The sequence below is a fragment of the Cognataquiflexum nitidum genome, assembly GCF_022538055.1.
GTDB lineage: Bacteria > Bacteroidota > Bacteroidia > Cytophagales > Cyclobacteriaceae > Cognataquiflexum > Cognataquiflexum nitidum.
Window position 1 is genome coordinate 78,041 of sequence record NZ_JAKZAM010000017.1, and the last position, 16,884, is coordinate 94,924.

General features: G+C 38.9%; 13 protein-coding genes. 9 read left to right on the plus strand and 4 right to left on the minus strand.

The genetic code is table 11. The features are described from left to right. Nucleotides 1-29 precede the first annotated feature (29 nt). The 4 genes from surE to dnaG form a co-directional block, all read right to left on the minus strand. Nucleotides 30-812, minus strand: coding sequence for a 5'/3'-nucleotidase SurE (gene surE, locus MMU07_RS12840; RefSeq protein ID WP_241126277.1), 783 nt, complete (start codon nucleotides 810-812; stop codon nucleotides 30-32). 5 nt (nucleotides 813-817) lie between these two features. After that, nucleotides 818-1,453 (minus strand): hypothetical protein, encoded by a 636-nt coding sequence (locus MMU07_RS12845; protein ID WP_241126278.1) that lies wholly within the window; start codon nucleotides 1,451-1,453, stop codon nucleotides 818-820. A gap of 110 nt (nucleotides 1,454-1,563) precedes the next feature. Continuing rightward, nucleotides 1,564-2,787, minus strand: coding sequence for a bifunctional 3,4-dihydroxy-2-butanone-4-phosphate synthase/GTP cyclohydrolase II (locus tag MMU07_RS12850; RefSeq protein ID WP_241126279.1), 1,224 nt, complete (start codon nucleotides 2,785-2,787; stop codon nucleotides 1,564-1,566). An 85-nt stretch (nucleotides 2,788-2,872) separates the two neighbouring features. Beyond that, entirely contained in the window at nucleotides 2,873-4,810 is a 1,938-nt protein-coding gene (dnaG, locus tag MMU07_RS12855; protein ID WP_241126280.1) for a DNA primase, read from the minus strand. A 189-nt stretch (nucleotides 4,811-4,999) separates the two neighbouring features. Between dnaG and MMU07_RS12860 the strand changes: the two genes are divergently transcribed. The 9 genes from MMU07_RS12860 (at nucleotide 5,000) to MMU07_RS12900 (ending at nucleotide 16,878) form a co-directional block, all read left to right on the plus strand. Further along, nucleotides 5,000-6,091: an Mrp/NBP35 family ATP-binding protein gene (locus MMU07_RS12860; protein WP_241126281.1), complete on the plus strand. Its 1,092-nt coding sequence runs from the start codon at nucleotides 5,000-5,002 to the stop codon at nucleotides 6,089-6,091. Between the two features lie 8 nt (nucleotides 6,092-6,099). Next, the gene (locus MMU07_RS12865; protein WP_241126282.1) at nucleotides 6,100-6,348 is read left to right on the plus strand and encodes a NifU family protein; all 249 of its coding nucleotides are present in this window, start codon (nucleotides 6,100-6,102) and stop codon (nucleotides 6,346-6,348) included. Nucleotides 6,349-6,358: 10 nt separating this feature from the next. Beyond that, a complete protein-coding gene (locus MMU07_RS12870; RefSeq protein ID WP_241126283.1) occupies nucleotides 6,359-9,415 on the plus strand; it encodes a M43 family zinc metalloprotease in 3,057 nt (1,018 codons plus the stop codon). Between the two features lie 168 nt (nucleotides 9,416-9,583). Further along, nucleotides 9,584-10,360: a PASTA domain-containing protein gene (locus MMU07_RS12875; RefSeq protein WP_241126284.1), complete on the plus strand. Its 777-nt coding sequence runs from the start codon at nucleotides 9,584-9,586 to the stop codon at nucleotides 10,358-10,360. Next, complete coding sequence (locus MMU07_RS12880) at nucleotides 10,361-12,199, plus strand: T9SS type A sorting domain-containing protein (protein WP_241126285.1); 1,839 nt, start codon at nucleotides 10,361-10,363, stop codon at nucleotides 12,197-12,199. Nucleotides 12,200-12,206: 7 nt separating this feature from the next. Then, on the plus strand, nucleotides 12,207-12,515 hold the full coding sequence (locus MMU07_RS12885) for a rhodanese-like domain-containing protein (RefSeq protein WP_241126286.1): 309 nt from the start codon (nucleotides 12,207-12,209) through the stop codon (nucleotides 12,513-12,515). 202 nt (nucleotides 12,516-12,717) lie between these two features. Continuing rightward, the gene (locus MMU07_RS12890) at nucleotides 12,718-14,196 is read left to right on the plus strand and encodes a M28 family peptidase (protein ID WP_241126287.1); all 1,479 of its coding nucleotides are present in this window, start codon (nucleotides 12,718-12,720) and stop codon (nucleotides 14,194-14,196) included. A 481-nt stretch (nucleotides 14,197-14,677) separates the two neighbouring features. Next, entirely contained in the window at nucleotides 14,678-15,655 is a 978-nt protein-coding gene (locus tag MMU07_RS12895; protein ID WP_241126288.1) for a PorP/SprF family type IX secretion system membrane protein, read from the plus strand. A gap of 656 nt (nucleotides 15,656-16,311) precedes the next feature. Further along, a complete protein-coding gene (locus MMU07_RS12900; RefSeq protein ID WP_241126289.1) occupies nucleotides 16,312-16,878 on the plus strand; it encodes a hypothetical protein in 567 nt (188 codons plus the stop codon). The last annotated feature ends 6 nt before the right edge of the window (nucleotides 16,879-16,884 follow it).

Here is a 16,884-nt window from a genome sequence, read left to right on the forward strand (position 1 = left end):
AAAAGGAGGATAAATACCCTCCTTTTTGTTTATAGTTCATCCCAGTTCCACTCTTCATTGATCTGGCTGATGGCATGGTGGGCAGTCAGGTCATATTGACATGGTACAATGGAAACAAAATTGTTGGCTATGGCCCACTCGTCATTGTCCTCACCTTTGTCATAATTCACAAAGTTGCCTGCCATCCAAAAATATTTTCTCCCATTTGGATCAAATCTTTCCGAAAATTCTTCCTGCCACTTGGCATGTGCTTGCCGGCAGACTTTGACACCACGTATCGCTTCATTTCTTTTGGGTGGAAAGTTTACATTCAGGGCAACTCCTTTGGCAATTCCATTCTCCAAAACCTGCTTTGCGATTTTGTAAACATATTCTTCCACATGGCTAAAGTCTGCTTTGGAGGAATAGTCGCAAAGACTAAAGCCAATGGAGGGAAGGCCTTCTAAAGCCCCTTCTATCGCAGCGGACATTGTCCCGGAATACAATACCGAAATGGAAGTATTGCTGCCATGGTTGATTCCACTGACCACAAGATCCGGCTGCCTGTCTTTCATCACATGGTGTTTTGCCAGCTTAACGCAATCCGCAGGAGTACCGGAGGATTTGTAAGCAACTACATCCTCAAAAATATCTTCTTCGTACAGTCTTAATGTTTCCCCGATGGTGATGGCGTGACCCATTCCAGACTGGGGACTGTCGGGTGCCACCACAACCACATCCCCTAGTTTTTTCATCACATTAACCAATACCCTGATGCCTTTGGAGGTGATTCCATCATCGTTGGAAACCAAAATCAATGGTTTTTTTGACATAAAAATTATTTTATTTGATTGTAGTAAGCTGTGATTCGAAGCAAATCGCCTCGCTGATCGTGGGTTAGCCTATTTTTCCTCATATACAACTCCACTTCGTCAGACCTGTCATTCAAAATATCCAGAAGCTCCTTTTTCTTTTGGGAGTACTTCTGGATATTTCCGTCCTTAAGAAAATAAAAATTAAAGGCCAACCTGTAAGCACCTGACAAAGGAGGCCCCCAAATAGGATTCATGACCATGGGAGAGTACATTCCCATCCCTCTGTTATCGGTAGTGATATATTCCCTGCACAATAAAACGATGTTATTGCCTTCGGTCAAAATTTCAAAGAAAATGGGCGTTTCATATTCTCCCGTAAGGGAGTAAGGCAAGGAATAGAATGTTCTTATCCCGCCATATTGCTCATCGAAGATTTCAAAATTGACTACATTGGAAGCTCCAAAAGTTTCAATTCCACTGTTTTGAAGTTGCACAAGGTTATTGTCCAAGTCATATTTTAAAGTTCCCTGAAAGACTTGACCGCTGGTGGTTGTGATTTGCCCTTTATGCCATAACTGTGATGGAAATTGCCCATTTTGGGCAAATGCAGAAAGACAAATTATCAGTAAGAAGAACAATGTTAGCTGTATGTACCTCATCTCATTCAGTTATTGGGTTTAAGTGAATAACGAATCCTAAATTGAATTGGTTGATACAATTTAAATTTTGTTCGGCATAAAATCGAATTTTATACTGACGATCAAATTCATTATTTGACATTTTTAAGAATGTTATGCCCCATCTTGTCACGTTTGGTGGTAAGGTACTTTTCGTTATGTGGATTAGGAGCTATTTCAATTGGGATTTGCTCCACTATCTGAAGACCATATCCTAGTAGGCCTACTCTTTTTGTTGGATTATTGGAAATCAGCCTTATTTTGCTCACTCCCAAATCCCTTAGTATCTGTGCCCCTACTCCATAATCTCTTTTATCCATCGGCAAACCAAGTGCAAGATTGGCTTGAACAGTGTCCATTCCCTGTTCTTGGAGTTTATAGGCTTTGAGCTTATTCAACAATCCAATGCCTCTCCCTTCCTGGTTCATGTATAAAACGACTCCTTTACCTTCTTTTTCGACCATTTCCATGGCTTTGTGAAGCTGAGGTCCGCAGTCGCACCTGCAGCTCCCGAAAATATCTCCTGTAATACAGGAAGAATGTACCCTGACCATGATGGGTTCATCGGTTGTCCATGAACCTTTGATCAAAGCAAGATGTATATCATCTGTGTTGGTCTGTCTAAATGCTATTAGGTCAAAATCCCCCAATTTGGTGGGTAGGTCCACACCTATTTCTCTTTTAATAAGGCTTTCATTTTTTAACCTGTACGCAATCAAATCCTTAATCGAAACCAACTTGAGACCGAACCGCTTTGCTACGTCCACAAGGTCGGGCAATCTCGCCATTGTACCATCGTCATTCATGATTTCCACGAGCACACCGGCCGGAGACAATCCCGCAAGTCTTGCAAAATCTATTGCAGCTTCTGTATGACCTGACCTTCTCAGCACCCCTCCCCTTTTGGCCTTAAGTGGGAAAATATGTCCGGGCTTGCCCAATTCATCGGGATGTATGCTGTCATCAATCAAGGCACGGATGGTTTTGGCACGGTCACTTGCCGAAATCCCCGTGGTACAGCCATGTCCAATGAGATCGACAGATATGGTAAAGGGAGTTTCAAACGCAGCTGTATTATTGCCTACCATAAGTTGTAATCCCAATTGGTCGCACCTGTCTTCAATCAACGGTGCACAAATCAGACCCCTTCCGTGGGTGGCCATAAAATTGATGATTTCGGGAGTTACTTTCTCTGCTGCACAGATAAAATCCCCTTCATTTTCCCTGTCTTCATCATCTACAACAATGATAACCTCCCCATTTTTTATTGCATTTACCGCCTCCTCTATTGGATCGAGTTGAATTGAATTTGACATGGTTGATTTTTGAATTCTGAATAATATGGTGGCAAAATTAGTACCCTTTGCTTTACAAAACAGGATTTCACCAATTAAAGTTTGGTCAATAGCTGACAACAATGCCAAGTTGCCTATCTATCTCGACCTGAAATTTTTTGAGTTCCATATAGACTTCAATTCTTTGGCTGATCTCTTCCACTGCCAATTTCTCTTCTTCAGCCTCTTTGATTTTCTGTTTTGCCTCTTCAAGCAATTTTTTTATCACTTTTTTCTTCAAATGCAAAACGTTGTCATAAACAGTCTTGGCTAAATCATCCGCTTCATGGTGTGTGAAAATCTGAAATCTTTTTTCCCAAAGTGTAGAGAGTTCATACTTTCTTGTGATCAGATGAATTACTTCATTTTTGACTTCATGGTCACCAAAATTCAAAAAATATTCGGGTTGAGGAAGTATCCCTTCCGAAAGCGCGTTTTTGTAGATAGTCAGAATCTTATTAAAAACAGCTGTTTCAAAGGTGAGTTCTGCAGTTTCCTGAAGCAGGTATTCACAAACCCTCGTTTCCTCAGATACCATCTCAAATCCATAACTTACCAAAAGCCGCATCATCTCTCTTTCCTGAATATGTATAAGAGAAGAGGATGAGGAAGGAGTTTCCTTAGAGGGAAGGAGCTCCTCAAAGTTGGTTTCAGTCTCTATGTCTCTTTGCTCCCTAAAGAATTTATCCTTTTCTGATTTGATAAAAATCTTATTCAGCTCTGTCTGTATGATATCCTCATCAATATCGAGAAGATTTGCGGACTGTTTGATATACACTGAACGGAGGATGGGATCGGGAATTTTACCCAAACTGCCAACCACCTGACGGATGAGGTCCGCTTGCTTGATCGGGTCTTTGGAAGCTTCTTCAGCAAAAAGACCGATTTTAAAGGCTATAAAATCTTGCGCTTTTTCTTCCAGGTATTCCTTAAAAGCAAGTGAACCCACTTTTCTTGAATAACTGTCAGGATCCTCACCTTGGGGAAATACAACAGCCTTGACATTAAGACCTCCTTCGAGGATCATATCAATTCCCCGAAGGGATGCTTTGATACCTGCCGAATCGCCATCATACAATACGGTAATGTTGTCGGTAAAGCGTTTGATAAGTTTTATCTGATTTTCGGTAAGGGATGTCCCAGATGAGGCTACAACATTCTCTATACCCCCGAGATGCATCGAAACCACATCTGTATACCCTTCTACGAGGTAGCAGTTTTCCTTTTCCCTGATGGATTTTTTCGCTTGAAAGATCCCATACAAAACATCACTTTTGTGGTAAACCTCTGTTTCAGGGGAATTGATGTATTTGGGTTGCTTTTTGTCCTGCGTCAGAATCCTAGCTCCAAATCCGATGGGTTTTCCACCCAAATTATGGATAGTGAATGTGACTCGTCCTCTGAACCGGTCATAAAGTCTTTCGGATTCACCTTCTTTTTGAAGGATCAAACCTGCTTTTAGTAAAATTTCTTCAGAATGTCCTGCCTGCTTTGCGGCTTTGAGCAGATGGTCCCAACCATCCAAGGCATAGCCAAGGTCAAACTTCTCGATGATAGAAGGGTTAAATCCCCTTTCTTTGAAATAACTGAGACCAATGGCTTTCCCTTCTTCAGACTGGAGGTTTTTTACAAAAAAATCCTTTGCAAAATTCAGTGCTATGTAAAGACTTTCTCTTTCATTAAATGCCTGAACAGCCTCGGGGGTAACCTGCTTGTCTTCCTCGATTTCGATTCCATATTTTTGTGCCAAATGCCGGATCGCCTCATTGAAACCTATACCTTCGATATCCATCACAAATTGGATAGGATCCCCAGCTTTGCCACATCCAAAACATTTATAAATCTGCTTGGCAGGAGAAACGGAAAATGACGGAGTACTTTCACTGTGAAAAGGACAGCAAGCCCAAAGATTCTGCCCTTTCTTTTTTAAAGGCACATAATCATTGACCACCTCCTCGATGTCCACCCTTTCCCTGACCTTGTCCGTGGTATTTCTGCTTATCACTTTTTTTCTAGATTTTGGGATTCAAAGATAAAAAGTATTCCATCATAAAATAGGTGGGATTTAATACGAAACTTATTGGCATAGAAGAAAGTTAATCAATTTGGAATATTTAATGGATCCAATACAAGATAGGTTTTTCAATTACTATAATTAAAACCTATTTTGCAGACGGGTTTACATTGTTTAAAAATGAATATAGAAAAAAGCGACATTCTTAAAGCACTTTCGAAGGTACAGGATCCTGATTTGAAAAAGGATTTGGTGACTTTAGGCATGATACAAAATCTGGAAGTCTCCGGAAATAGAATCGGATTTAAAGTTGTACTTACCACGCCTGCCTGTCCGCTCAAGGAAGTCATCAAAAATAATTGCATAGAAGTCTTAGAGGAGACATTTGGAAAGGAAATTGATTTGGATATTCACATGACTTCCAATGTTACAAGTAGCAGGGCAAATGCACCACTTCTTCCAAAGGTGAAAAATATTATTGCCATAGCTTCAGGAAAAGGCGGAGTAGGGAAATCTACTACAGCCTCCAATCTTGCGGTCGCTCTTGCCAAAATGGGAGCCAAAGTCGGCTTGATAGATGCTGACATATCAGGTCCTTCTATTCCTATAATGTTTAATGTCGAAGCCGAACAGCCTTCAGTTAAACAGGTAGAAGGGAAAAACATCATTTTGCCTATCGAACAATATGGTGTCAAATTGATGTCAATTGGTTTCTTAACACCGGCAGACTCTGCTGTAGTATGGAGGGGTCCAATGGCAAGCTCTGCTTTGAAACAATTTATCGGTGATGTGGAATGGGGGGAATTGGATTACCTGCTTATTGACTTACCGCCGGGGACTTCTGATATCCACTTGACCATGGTACAAACGGTGCCTGTGACCGGTGTCGTCATTGTAACTACCCCACAAAAAGTGGCCTTAGGAGATGCAACGAAAGGTTTGACCATGTTTAGACAACCTCAAATTAACGTACCCATCTTAGGTGTTGTGGAAAATATGGCTTATTTTTCGCCGGAGGAATTGCCTGATAACAAGTACTACTTGTTTGGAAAAGAAGGGGGAAAGAGACTTGCCGAAAGGTTTGACGTGCCTCTGCTTGGAGAAATACCCATCGTCCAAAGCATAAGGGAAAGTGGTGATTCAGGCTTCCCCGCAGTATTGAAAACGGGCGTTACTGAAAAAGCATTTTCTGCCTTAGCTGAAGCAGTCGCAAGACAGATTGCTATTCGAAACGCTGAAAAAAACAAAACTGAAGTTGTACAAGTAAATTGATAAAATAAATGAGTTCCCCATTAATTGAAAAAATAGAAGCAGCATTGGACAGCATCAGACCCTATTTAGAGGCTGATGGAGGAAATGTGAAGGTTGTGGAAATCACAGATGATTTTACACTTCGTTTAGAATTGACAGGTGCCTGTAGTTCATGTCCCATGTCCACGATGACACTAAAAGCAGGAGTAGAAGAGGCAATAAAAAGGGCCGTTCCTGAAATCATCAAAGTGGAAGCTGTCAATATTTTAGTTGCTTAAAAATACGCGGATGAGAATAAAATCCTTTGGCCATAGAATAGGTTTCTGCCTGATCTTGTTGATTTCCCTTGCCAGTTTCAAAGTTGATGCCCAGAATTTTTTTGGCCAACCCCTTCAGCACGTCCATGATGAGAAATGTGCACATGTGCTGATGGAAAAAATGCAGGAAGAAAAGCTCGGACTATATGGCAGCAAGGAATTTTTTGAGTCTTGGATTACAAAGGAAATAAGCCAAAAGAAAAAAAGTTTTGATTCACAGCAACGAAAACAAGCTGACAAAAGGGTTATTCCTGTAGTTGTCCATATCCTCCATAATGGCACGCCTGAAGGCTCAGCTTCCAATATTCCACTCTCTCAGATTGAATCCCAGATCCGGATTTTGAATGAGGATTTTAGAAGACTCAATGCAGATACGATATCGACTCCCACAGAGTTTTTGGGGGTTGTGGCAGATGCCAACGTCGAGTTCGTCTTGGCAAAGCAAGACCCAAACGGCTTACCTACAAATGGTATTGTGAGGGTATTGAGTCCAAAAACTTCCTTCAATCCCAACAGCTCAGGTGATGTTGAATTGATCAGTCAAACATCTTTTTGGCCATCTGAAGATTATCTAAATATGTGGGTAGTGACTTTGGCGTCACCCTTTATAGGCTATGCATCTTTTCCAGTTTCCAACCTACCGGGACTTAATTTCCCTGCCAATTCCCGGGAAACAGACGGTGTTACAGTTGACTACCGGTATTTTGGGGAAGGGGGTAATGCCGTGGCAGGTTCTAAAGGCCGGACTACAACGCATGAGGTTGGTCATTTTTTGGGATTGCGGCATATTTGGGGAGATGGGGATTGTTCAGTGGATGACTTTGTAGCAGATACTCCACTTCAAAGTGGTTCAAATAATGCCTGTAGAACGAATAATCCAAGATTTACCTGTAACACCAGAGACCTTGTTGAAAATTACATGGATTATACTCCTGACAATTGCATGAATAATTTCACAATCGGTCAGGTGGCTAGAATGGATGTGGTATTGGCAGAAAGCCCAAGAAGGGCTTCCTTGGTAAATGGACGTGGTACAGTAGTTCCACAGCTCTTTGAAAATGACCTTGCAGTCCAAAGAATAATTGACCCTCAAGACCTTGTATGTGATCTGAATATCACGCCAACATTAGAGGTCTTGAACAGGGGCACCAACAGTGTTACCTCAGCAACAATTGAAATAAGGAATAACGGAGTTCTCTTGCAGACAAAAAACTTTACCTTAAACCTCAATACGGCTGAGGGAACAACAGTTTTTTTTGATCCTATTGTTTTAAATTCCTCTGTTAACAATTTTGTTGCAACAATTAGGCTTGTAAACGGTGTTACAGATTCCAATCCATCAAATAATACTATTCAATCCCGTCCAAGTATTCAGCCGGTGGTTCCTTTGCCTTATACTTTCGACTTCAATGATATAGGAAACAAGTGGGTAATCCAAAACCCTGACGACCTCTTTACATGGCAGGCAACCCAAGTAGTCTTGGATGGTCAGCCTCAACAGGCGCTATTTATCAGAAATTATGAATATGAGGCATTTGGAGAATTGGATTACTTCATCTCACCACAGATAGACCTCAGCACCTTTCAGAATGCCCAGCTGACTTTCAACATGGCATACGGGCCCTTCAATAACAATTCTTTTGGGGACTATTTGCTTGTTGCCGTTTCAACTGATTGTGGAAATTCCTTTGATATCATAAATGCGCCTTATGATAAGGATTATAATTTCCTTCGTACCACTACTCCTACAATTGATGAGTTTATCCCTACAAGCGCTTCTCAATTTAGACGGGAGATCGTCAATTTAAGCCAATTTGCAGGGATAGGTAATGTGAGGGTTGCATTTATCGCCCGAAACGGATTCGGAAACAACCTTTATATCAAAGACATTGAGATCCTATCCGAAGAAACTTATAAATATGACCTTAAACTGACGGAATTGGTCAGCCCTACTCCTATCGGTTCCAATAACCATGAAAATGAAGTGATTTCGGTAACCAACACCGGTAATCTTCCGATTTCAGGATTTATCTTCAGGCGGATTTCTGGAAGTTTAAACCAAGGATTCATCGCCCGAGCTGATCCTTTGGCAGCAGGTGAAACAGCTAGTATCAATCTTCCAAAATCAACAAGCTTAGGAATCAACACCTTATCCTATACCGTACTTTTTCCGAATTTTGATCAAAATGAAAGGGATCCCATTACTTTGAGAAGATTTGTGAATATGGATACAGAAAAAACTCGGGCACCTTTCAGGCAAAATTTCAACGGAACATCTAGCATTGGCCCTTGGATCAGCATCAATCCCGAAAATCAGTTTCCGTCTTGGGTAATTTCCCCTTTACAGACAGGAACCATCGGAAGCAATGTAAGTAAAGTGGAAATCACACCTTCCCAAAACAGTTTTTGGCTAGGCTCTCCAATATTAGATTTGTCGATCAGTCCTCAAGCGAGTATTTTCTTTGATAGAGCAGCAGGGGTAGTCAATCCAAATACCGTACTAAAAGTCATGGCAAGTGATGATGGTGGGGATAGTTACACTGAAGTTTATAGAAAAACCGGGTCTGAAATTACAACGGTCCAAGCAGCAAATGCAAACCCAAATAATCGGTCTGAGTTTGTAAGGGACTTTGTAAACCTGACCCCTTTTGCCGGCGAAAATAAGAAAAATTCACGGATAGCCTTTGTTCTTGAAAACAGTGACGAAGAAAACAGTTCGATATACTTGGATAATATTGAACTCTTTATATCTGCAAATCCTGAACCTGTAGTGCCTGAATTGGGAAAGGTTACCCTTTATCCAAATCCTGCAACAGACTATTTCAATGTAGCTTTCAATTTTACAAATTTCGAGTCCGTTAATATTCAGATATTCTCTTCCACGGGTGCTCTTTTGCACGACGTCGACTACCCTAATACTTTAAATCAGACATATACTTTCACTTCAAAGCAATTTTCAAAAGGGTTTTTTATCTTAAAAATCACAAGTAAGTCAGTCTCTGAAACCAGAAAACTGTTTATCCAATAGTATTAGAATACTTTAAATAAGTTTAAAAGTCGAAGATCCATATTCTGGACTTCGACTTTTTTCATTGACAAATACCTTCATAGCTAGTCGCTATTTGACGATATTTGTTGTTTAGAAAGCAAATATAATTTTACCTTTATACGTTAGCATAAAGATTACTACTGATTCATGAGGAATACGAAAGATTCATTAAAGAAAATTGCCATACACCTCGGTTTGGTTTTTCTGACCATCACGCTACTTTCTTTTATTTTTCTAAAGATTTATCTTCCTTCTTATACCAATCACGGTCAGACTGTGACTGTGCCAAATCTTGAAGGGTTTGAAGTAGATGAACTTCAGAAATTTCTTTCTGACAGAGACCTGACTTTCGAAGTCAATATTGACAGCGGGTACAATGCAGAAGCAAAACCGTTTTCGGTTCTTAAGCAAAACCCAACTCCAGACAGCAAAGTAAAAAGAGGAAGAAAAATATACGTCACACTGAATGCACGTAATGCACCATTGATTAAAATGCCCAACTTAGTAAATAGTCTTTTGAAAAATGCTCAGGAAATTCTCGGAAATGTGGGCTTGGTCCGGGGTGAAATAATCTACGTTCCTGATATCGGAATCAATGTGGTTTTGGAACAAAAATATAGAGGCAGAAGCATTCCTGAAGGTTTTGAAATCCCAAAAGGATCGCAGGTAGATCTTGTAGTGGGTGATGGATTGGGAAATCAAATCCTCGAAGTACCCTCTCTGACCGGCCTAGATGAAATAGATGCGGAATTTTTGATCATTGGATCAGGATTGAGAATGGGAAATATCAATTATGTTGAAACTGATAGTGTTGCCTCAGGAATAATCATAAAACAGATGCCACCTGCGGGAGCGTCTGTAAAAACCGGAGAACCCATCGATATCTGGATTTCTGAAGCAAAAAAACGCGCAAATAATTTTTAAATGGGATTATTGAGATCAATACCTCTTCAAGTGATTGCTTTGGCACTTATTTTAAGTCCGTATTCTTCTATTGCCCAATTCCAACAGCTTCCGACTCCCACTCAGTCTGTTAACAAAACTCAAAATCAAAGGAATTATCGAACTCAGGAAAGGCCTTTGACTCTTCCTTTTTGGGATGATTTTTCGGGAATACAAATAGACACCAACAAATGGGTGAGTGAGGGAGCAACCCTGTCAACTACAGTTGCCAACGCCGCCCCTTCAATCGGCACATTGCTACTTGATGGCATTGATGAAAAAGGCAGGCCTTATTCAACTGTACAGTTTGAACAGGGATTTACTGACAGAATCACTTCACTACCAATAAATCTATCAGAATTAAGTCTAGCTGAAGCAAATTCAGTGTATTTGAGTTTCTATTGGCAACCTGGGGGAAAAGCTGAAATGCCTGATTCCAATGATAACATCCTGCTTCAGTTTTTAGATAAGGATAGCTTATGGGTCAATGTTTGGGAGCAATCAGGAGGCTTGGCTGCCGAGGAATTTTTCTTTACCCCTCAGATCATTCAATTGCTTCCCGAGTTTTTGCATGATGGCTTTCAGTTCAGATTTCAGATTCAGGGAAGAAGTTCCGGACCATTTGACAGTTGGATATTGGATTATGTCTACCTGAACAAAAACAGGTCTTTGACTGACCTTTCATTCCCTGATAGGGCTTTGACCGTTTCAAACAGCAGACCTTTTGAAAAATATGCCGCAATTCCTCTTTTCTTATTGAAAAAGGATGCTGATTTGGCTTGGGAATCCACCTCCAATGAATTTAAGAACCTTGACAGGGGGTTTAGAGCAATGGAATATTCTTTTGAAATCAGGGAAAAAGAAAATCAAACCCTAGTCAAATCGATCAATAGCAATACGCCTTTTAACCCAGTGCCTATTGCCCAGGAAAGGAGGACCTTTACTTCCAACCTAATTTTTGAAGTTCCCCTGCCCGAAGAAGAAATGGATTATGAAATTGTAAGCTACTTGGTTACTGGAGATGGATTATTGAGTGGGGTTGAAAACGGAGTTAACGTAACCTACCCCGAGGTGGATTTTAGGATAAATGATACAGTAAGGACAGTTATTCCCATGAGGGATTTTTTGGCCTATGATGACGGAAGTGTTGATTATTCAGCAGGAATAAACCAACGATCAGGGATGCTTGCTGTCAGATATGAGGTTAGCAGTAGCGTATACTTAAAAGGAATAAGCATAAACTTTACAAATTTCACACAATTGGGAGGTGTAATTGACCTAATGGTTTGGAAAGAGTTAGAGGAAGCACCTATCTACAAGAAAGAGGTATTTATCCCGACCAAGGAATCTCTGAATGAATTTGGCTATTTTGAAATTGACCAAAACATTGAGATCAATGGGACATTTTATATAGGTTTCACTCAGTTTACCAACGATTTCCTCTATGTGGGATTAGACAAAACTTACGATAATGGAAGTGAAATTTTCTTTAATGCTACAGGTTCATGGGTCCAAAATGAAACCGTGGAAGGTTCATTGATGATGCGGGCCCATCTTTTGGAAACGCCTCCATTTGAGAATGAGTCAGAAGCTACAATTCCTCTAAAAATTTATCCCAATCCAGTTTTGGGATTATTGGTAATTGAAGGCAAAATAGATGCCATCAATATCTATGATCCGATGGGTAGAAATATTATACTTCCCATTACAGACAATGAGAAAGGGAAAAGTGTTAATTTTGAAGGAATGCAAAGGGGAATATATGTTATAAAAACCACCATAAACAAAGATCAAAAGTCATTCAGAATAGTAGTAAAATAGACAAATCATGGAAGATATTACCGTAGAAGAACTTAAAAAGAAACTAGACAACAAGGAAGACTTTGTTTTTATAGATGTCCGGGAAGAATGGGAATATGAAGAAGACAATCTTGGCGCACTCAATATCCCTATGGGTCAATTGGCGCATCAACTAGATGAAATAAAAGATTTTAAAAATAAAGAAATTGTAATGCAATGCAGGTCCGGCGCAAGAAGCGGGAATGCTAAAAGATTTCTGGAAACCCAAGGATTTACCAAAGTAAGGAATCTATTAGGAGGCATCATTGCTTACCGAGAAATGGAGGAAAATGAATAAATTCTTAAATCAACTTTCATATTATAGTAACAGTCCTAGTGACTGTTTTTTTTTACCATACTCTAATTAAAAACGTAACCTGGCCTAACTTTCTTTTCCTTTGTATTGAAATAAAATTCTAATATATCCCAAAAACCCGAACCAAGACCGCTTACTTTAGACATTATTAATAATCTATTGACCCCAAGACTTAATTAGCATTATGGCAAAGAGAAAAACATTACTATTGGCATTTTCCATCCTGACATTTCAGGTTCATGCCCAAAAAAGCAGTATTGAAAAAGATTTTAACGAAAAGGAAGCAATATCTCACTTCAGGTATTTGGCTTCGGATGAATTGATGGGACGGGATCCAATTAGGCCAGAAATAGATGCAGCAGCAAGATACATTTCAGAGCAGTTTTGGAAATATGGTGCCCAACAAATCAACGGTGCTAATGGATACTACCAAAATATTCCTTTCAGGCTTTCCTCTCCTCCATCCAAAGGAAAGGTTTCTCTTGGCAACAGTTCTTTTGAACAAGGTGATGGACTTTTGGTATTGGATGGTCCTTCCTTATCAGGCAAATTTGAAATGGTTGTAGTAGGCTATGGTCAGGAATCAGACTATAATGGATTAGAAGTTGAAGGAAAAATCGTAGTGACCAATGTGGGTGCCCCAAACAGATTGAGTCCGGCAGATCTTTTCAGCGCAGGAAGGGCCAAAATTACATTGGCAAAATCCAAAGGAGCCATTGCTTTGATAGAAATGTATAATGTACCTTCAGTTCCTTGGAACCTTGTTACGAATTTCCTCAACCGGCCCCAACTGACAGTAGACAATTCAAAAGGAGAAGAGACGATACCATATATATGGCTTAAGGATTTAAATAATGAAATAATCAATGCCATTGGTAAGGGAGAATTTTCTACAACTGAAATACAGATCCAAGGAAAAATCAACAGGAAAATCACAGGGAAAAATGTGGTTGCAATAATCGAAGGAACAGATCCAAAACTTAAAGATGAGTATATCATGTTGTCAGCACATTATGACCATGTTGGTGTGGGCAGGCCAAATGCAGAAGGCGATTCAATATATAACGGTGCAAGGGACAATGCTGTTGGAACTGTAGCTGTCATCAATGCTGCTAAGTATTTTGCAAAAAATCCGCCAAAACGTTCCGTTTTATTATGTGCGTGGACAGCTGAAGAAAAAGGACTCTTGGGTTCAGCTTATTTCTCTGAAAATCCTTTAATCCCGCTTAATCAGATCATATTCAATCTTAATATTGACAATGGAGGATACAATGACACTTCAATTATAACTGTCATAGGATTGGGAAGGACAACAGCAGACCCATTGATTGAAGCTGCAGCTTCTGATTTTGGACTAAAAGCTACCTCAGACCCCTCTCCCGAACAAGGATTATACGATCGCTCGGACAATGTAAATTTTGCCCGAAAAGGAATCCCCGCTCCCACTTTCAGTTTGGGATTTACAGCTTTTGATGATGAAATCAATAAATATTACCATCAACCCAGTGACCATGTCGATAATTTTGATTTGGATTATGCCCTATTATATTGGAAGTCATACATTTTAGCGGCCCAGAACATAGCCAATTGGAGTAAAAAGCCAACTTGGATACCCGGCGACAAATATGAAGCCATCAGCAAAGAACTGTACGGTAAAGATTAAAGGAGGTTTCTAAAACAAATAATCCGAATTCATAAAATGGCCGCCTGAAAATCAGGCGGCCATTTTTTTTACTTTTTTTTAATTTTTTTTTCGCTCTGATTTTATTGATGAAAAAACCATTTTTTTCCTTTTTTTGAATTTCAAGAGACTTACTGTATTCGATATGGAAATTACAAAATACCTTTAAATTCAATGTATAAACACTTTTTGGAAAAAATTTTCGAGTGAAATAGCCAAATTTCATTCATTTAAACACTTTTCTGACAAATCCATAAATATCTATAAAAACACTTTTCAAATATTAATAAATGTATTTCATAAAATTTTTTTTAAATATTATTTGGATATGAAAAACATTTTATACTATATTTACATCATAATAATGTATTTAAATCCTTTCATAACGATTTGAATCATTTTTAAAAACTCTAAACAAATATCTTCTCGCAAACAGGTCACCCGACCCAAAATTTTAAAAGTTATGAAAACAACATTTAGATTACTCGCAATCATTCTATTGGTTTCTTCTTTGAATTTTTCAGAATCCAATGCACAACAATTACCACAGTTTAGCCAGTATATTTTCAATGGCTTACATATCAACCCTGCTTATGCCGGTTATAAAAATGAAGGCTACGTCCAAAGTACTTATAGAAGTCAGTGGGTAGGATTTGAAGGCGCACCGGAAACTTTTACTTTAACAGCAGATTTTAGTGCCAATGAAGGCTTAATGGGATTTGGGGCAACCGTGCTAGCGGATAAAATCGGCCCTACCAGTACAACCTCTGCCATGTTATCTTACGCCTATAGGATCCAAACAGGAAGGGAATCGTTCCTTGGGTTAGGGGCAAGTGCAGGTGTAGGACAATATAGCATCAATGGAGATATGCTTAAAGCCATTCATGAAAATGATTCCGAAATACCAACAGGGACTGTAAACATGATGACTCCAAATATGAACCTTGGCCTATTTTTTCATAACTCCAAATTTTATGCAGGTCTAAGTGCCTACAATCTCATTGGAAAAGGGGCTTTGGAAAGAGAAGATGTAGCGTTGGCTTACCACGACATTCACTTCTACTTAACAGCAGGCGCTTTACTAAATGTTTCTGATAATCTGAAATTCAAACCATCTTTCCTTGTTAAGCAAGTGAATGGTTCTCCTACTACCTACGATCTAAATGGTATGATGCTTTTTATGGACAGGCTTTGGCTAGGTGCTTCTTACAGGTCTAATCTTAATATCATGAACGAAAACCCTGAAGCAGGTTCGCTAAGCAAAAGAAATGCAGTAGCTTTTATTGGAGAAATATTCGCTACCCCAAACCTAAGAATCGGCTACGCTTACGATCAAAACCTGAACGTGTTGCAGAATATGAGGACCAATTCACACGAAATTTCTGTAGGATACTACCTTTCAGCAAGAAAAGTCACAATGAAAAACCCTAGATGGTTTTAATTGGCACCAATTAAACGGATCCAATCCTAAATGAAATTAAATTTTGTTGCACTTTTTAATGTTTAGAGTCTATTTATCAAAAAGGCTGCCTGGGATTAACCATCTTACAGGCAGCTTTTTTTCGTAATTAAAATTAAGTTTTCTAGAAGAAAACCAAGGAAAAAAAGGTTCGATAAATATTTGGGATTCTATACATGTTCAGAAGTTTTTTAAGGAATAATAAAGAAAAAAAATCAACCCATCATTGAACAAACGCCTAGATTACGTAAAACCCTGTCTGAATACTACATTTTTGGTTTTACGAAAATCAGGTTAAAAAAGTAAATAACGCTCACATTTTTGCTTTGTAAAACATAAGTTTTCTTTTTCATTTTAAAATTTAAACTTTTGAACCGTAGATAAGATCGATAAATCACCCTGTTATTTAGATTTTAACTTCCTACAATTTTATTGAAAAGGCATTTCAAATTTAAAGCTTTACTAAAACACTCATTTGTAAATGCTTTTTCTTTTTCAAAGGCCTTTATTAAAAGTAAAATAAAAGCATTCTAGTGGCTTTTAAGTCTCAAAAAGTAAAGCCTGACATGGTTTTGGTTTTTTGAGAAAAAATTAAAAAGGTGAGTAATCACCAAACTCTTCGAATTAAAGTGTTTATTATGAAAAAGTTTAATCCTGCAATAGCCCAAGTGGCTATACTTTTCTTTTGGTTATTATTGGATATCCCTTCCAAGGTTTTTGCTCAAAGTACTGCACAAGGTAAACCTGATCTAATAATCAAACATGTTTTTATTGGTGATGATTCAAGTTTATCAGAAACGGTTTACAACTTAAATGATCCTGATTCCAAAGGGGAACTTGATTTGGTTCAATTAAAGTCTTTGGTATTCGATAATGTTCCAACCATATTTTTTAAAGAACAAACTGTTGTCTACTACGATAAACCTTATCCCCAAAGACTAATTTCAGATATCAATTCTATAGGATTGCTAAAAAGTTCTGGCAAGGAAATCAGAACCATAAAAATCCTACAAATAGAATTAGCCCAGAATCTAGAGAAATCTTCACTTAGGCTCAAAACAGATGATTTGAGCAATCTCAATAACCTTTCTTATCTCCTAATCAAATCCCCTTTCCCAATCTCAAAAGAGGAGGTTAGCCTGATGTTTAGTGGATTCGTTGAGGGTGACATCATTCTTTTATATCAAGTCAATTCAAGTTTTTAAATCTTA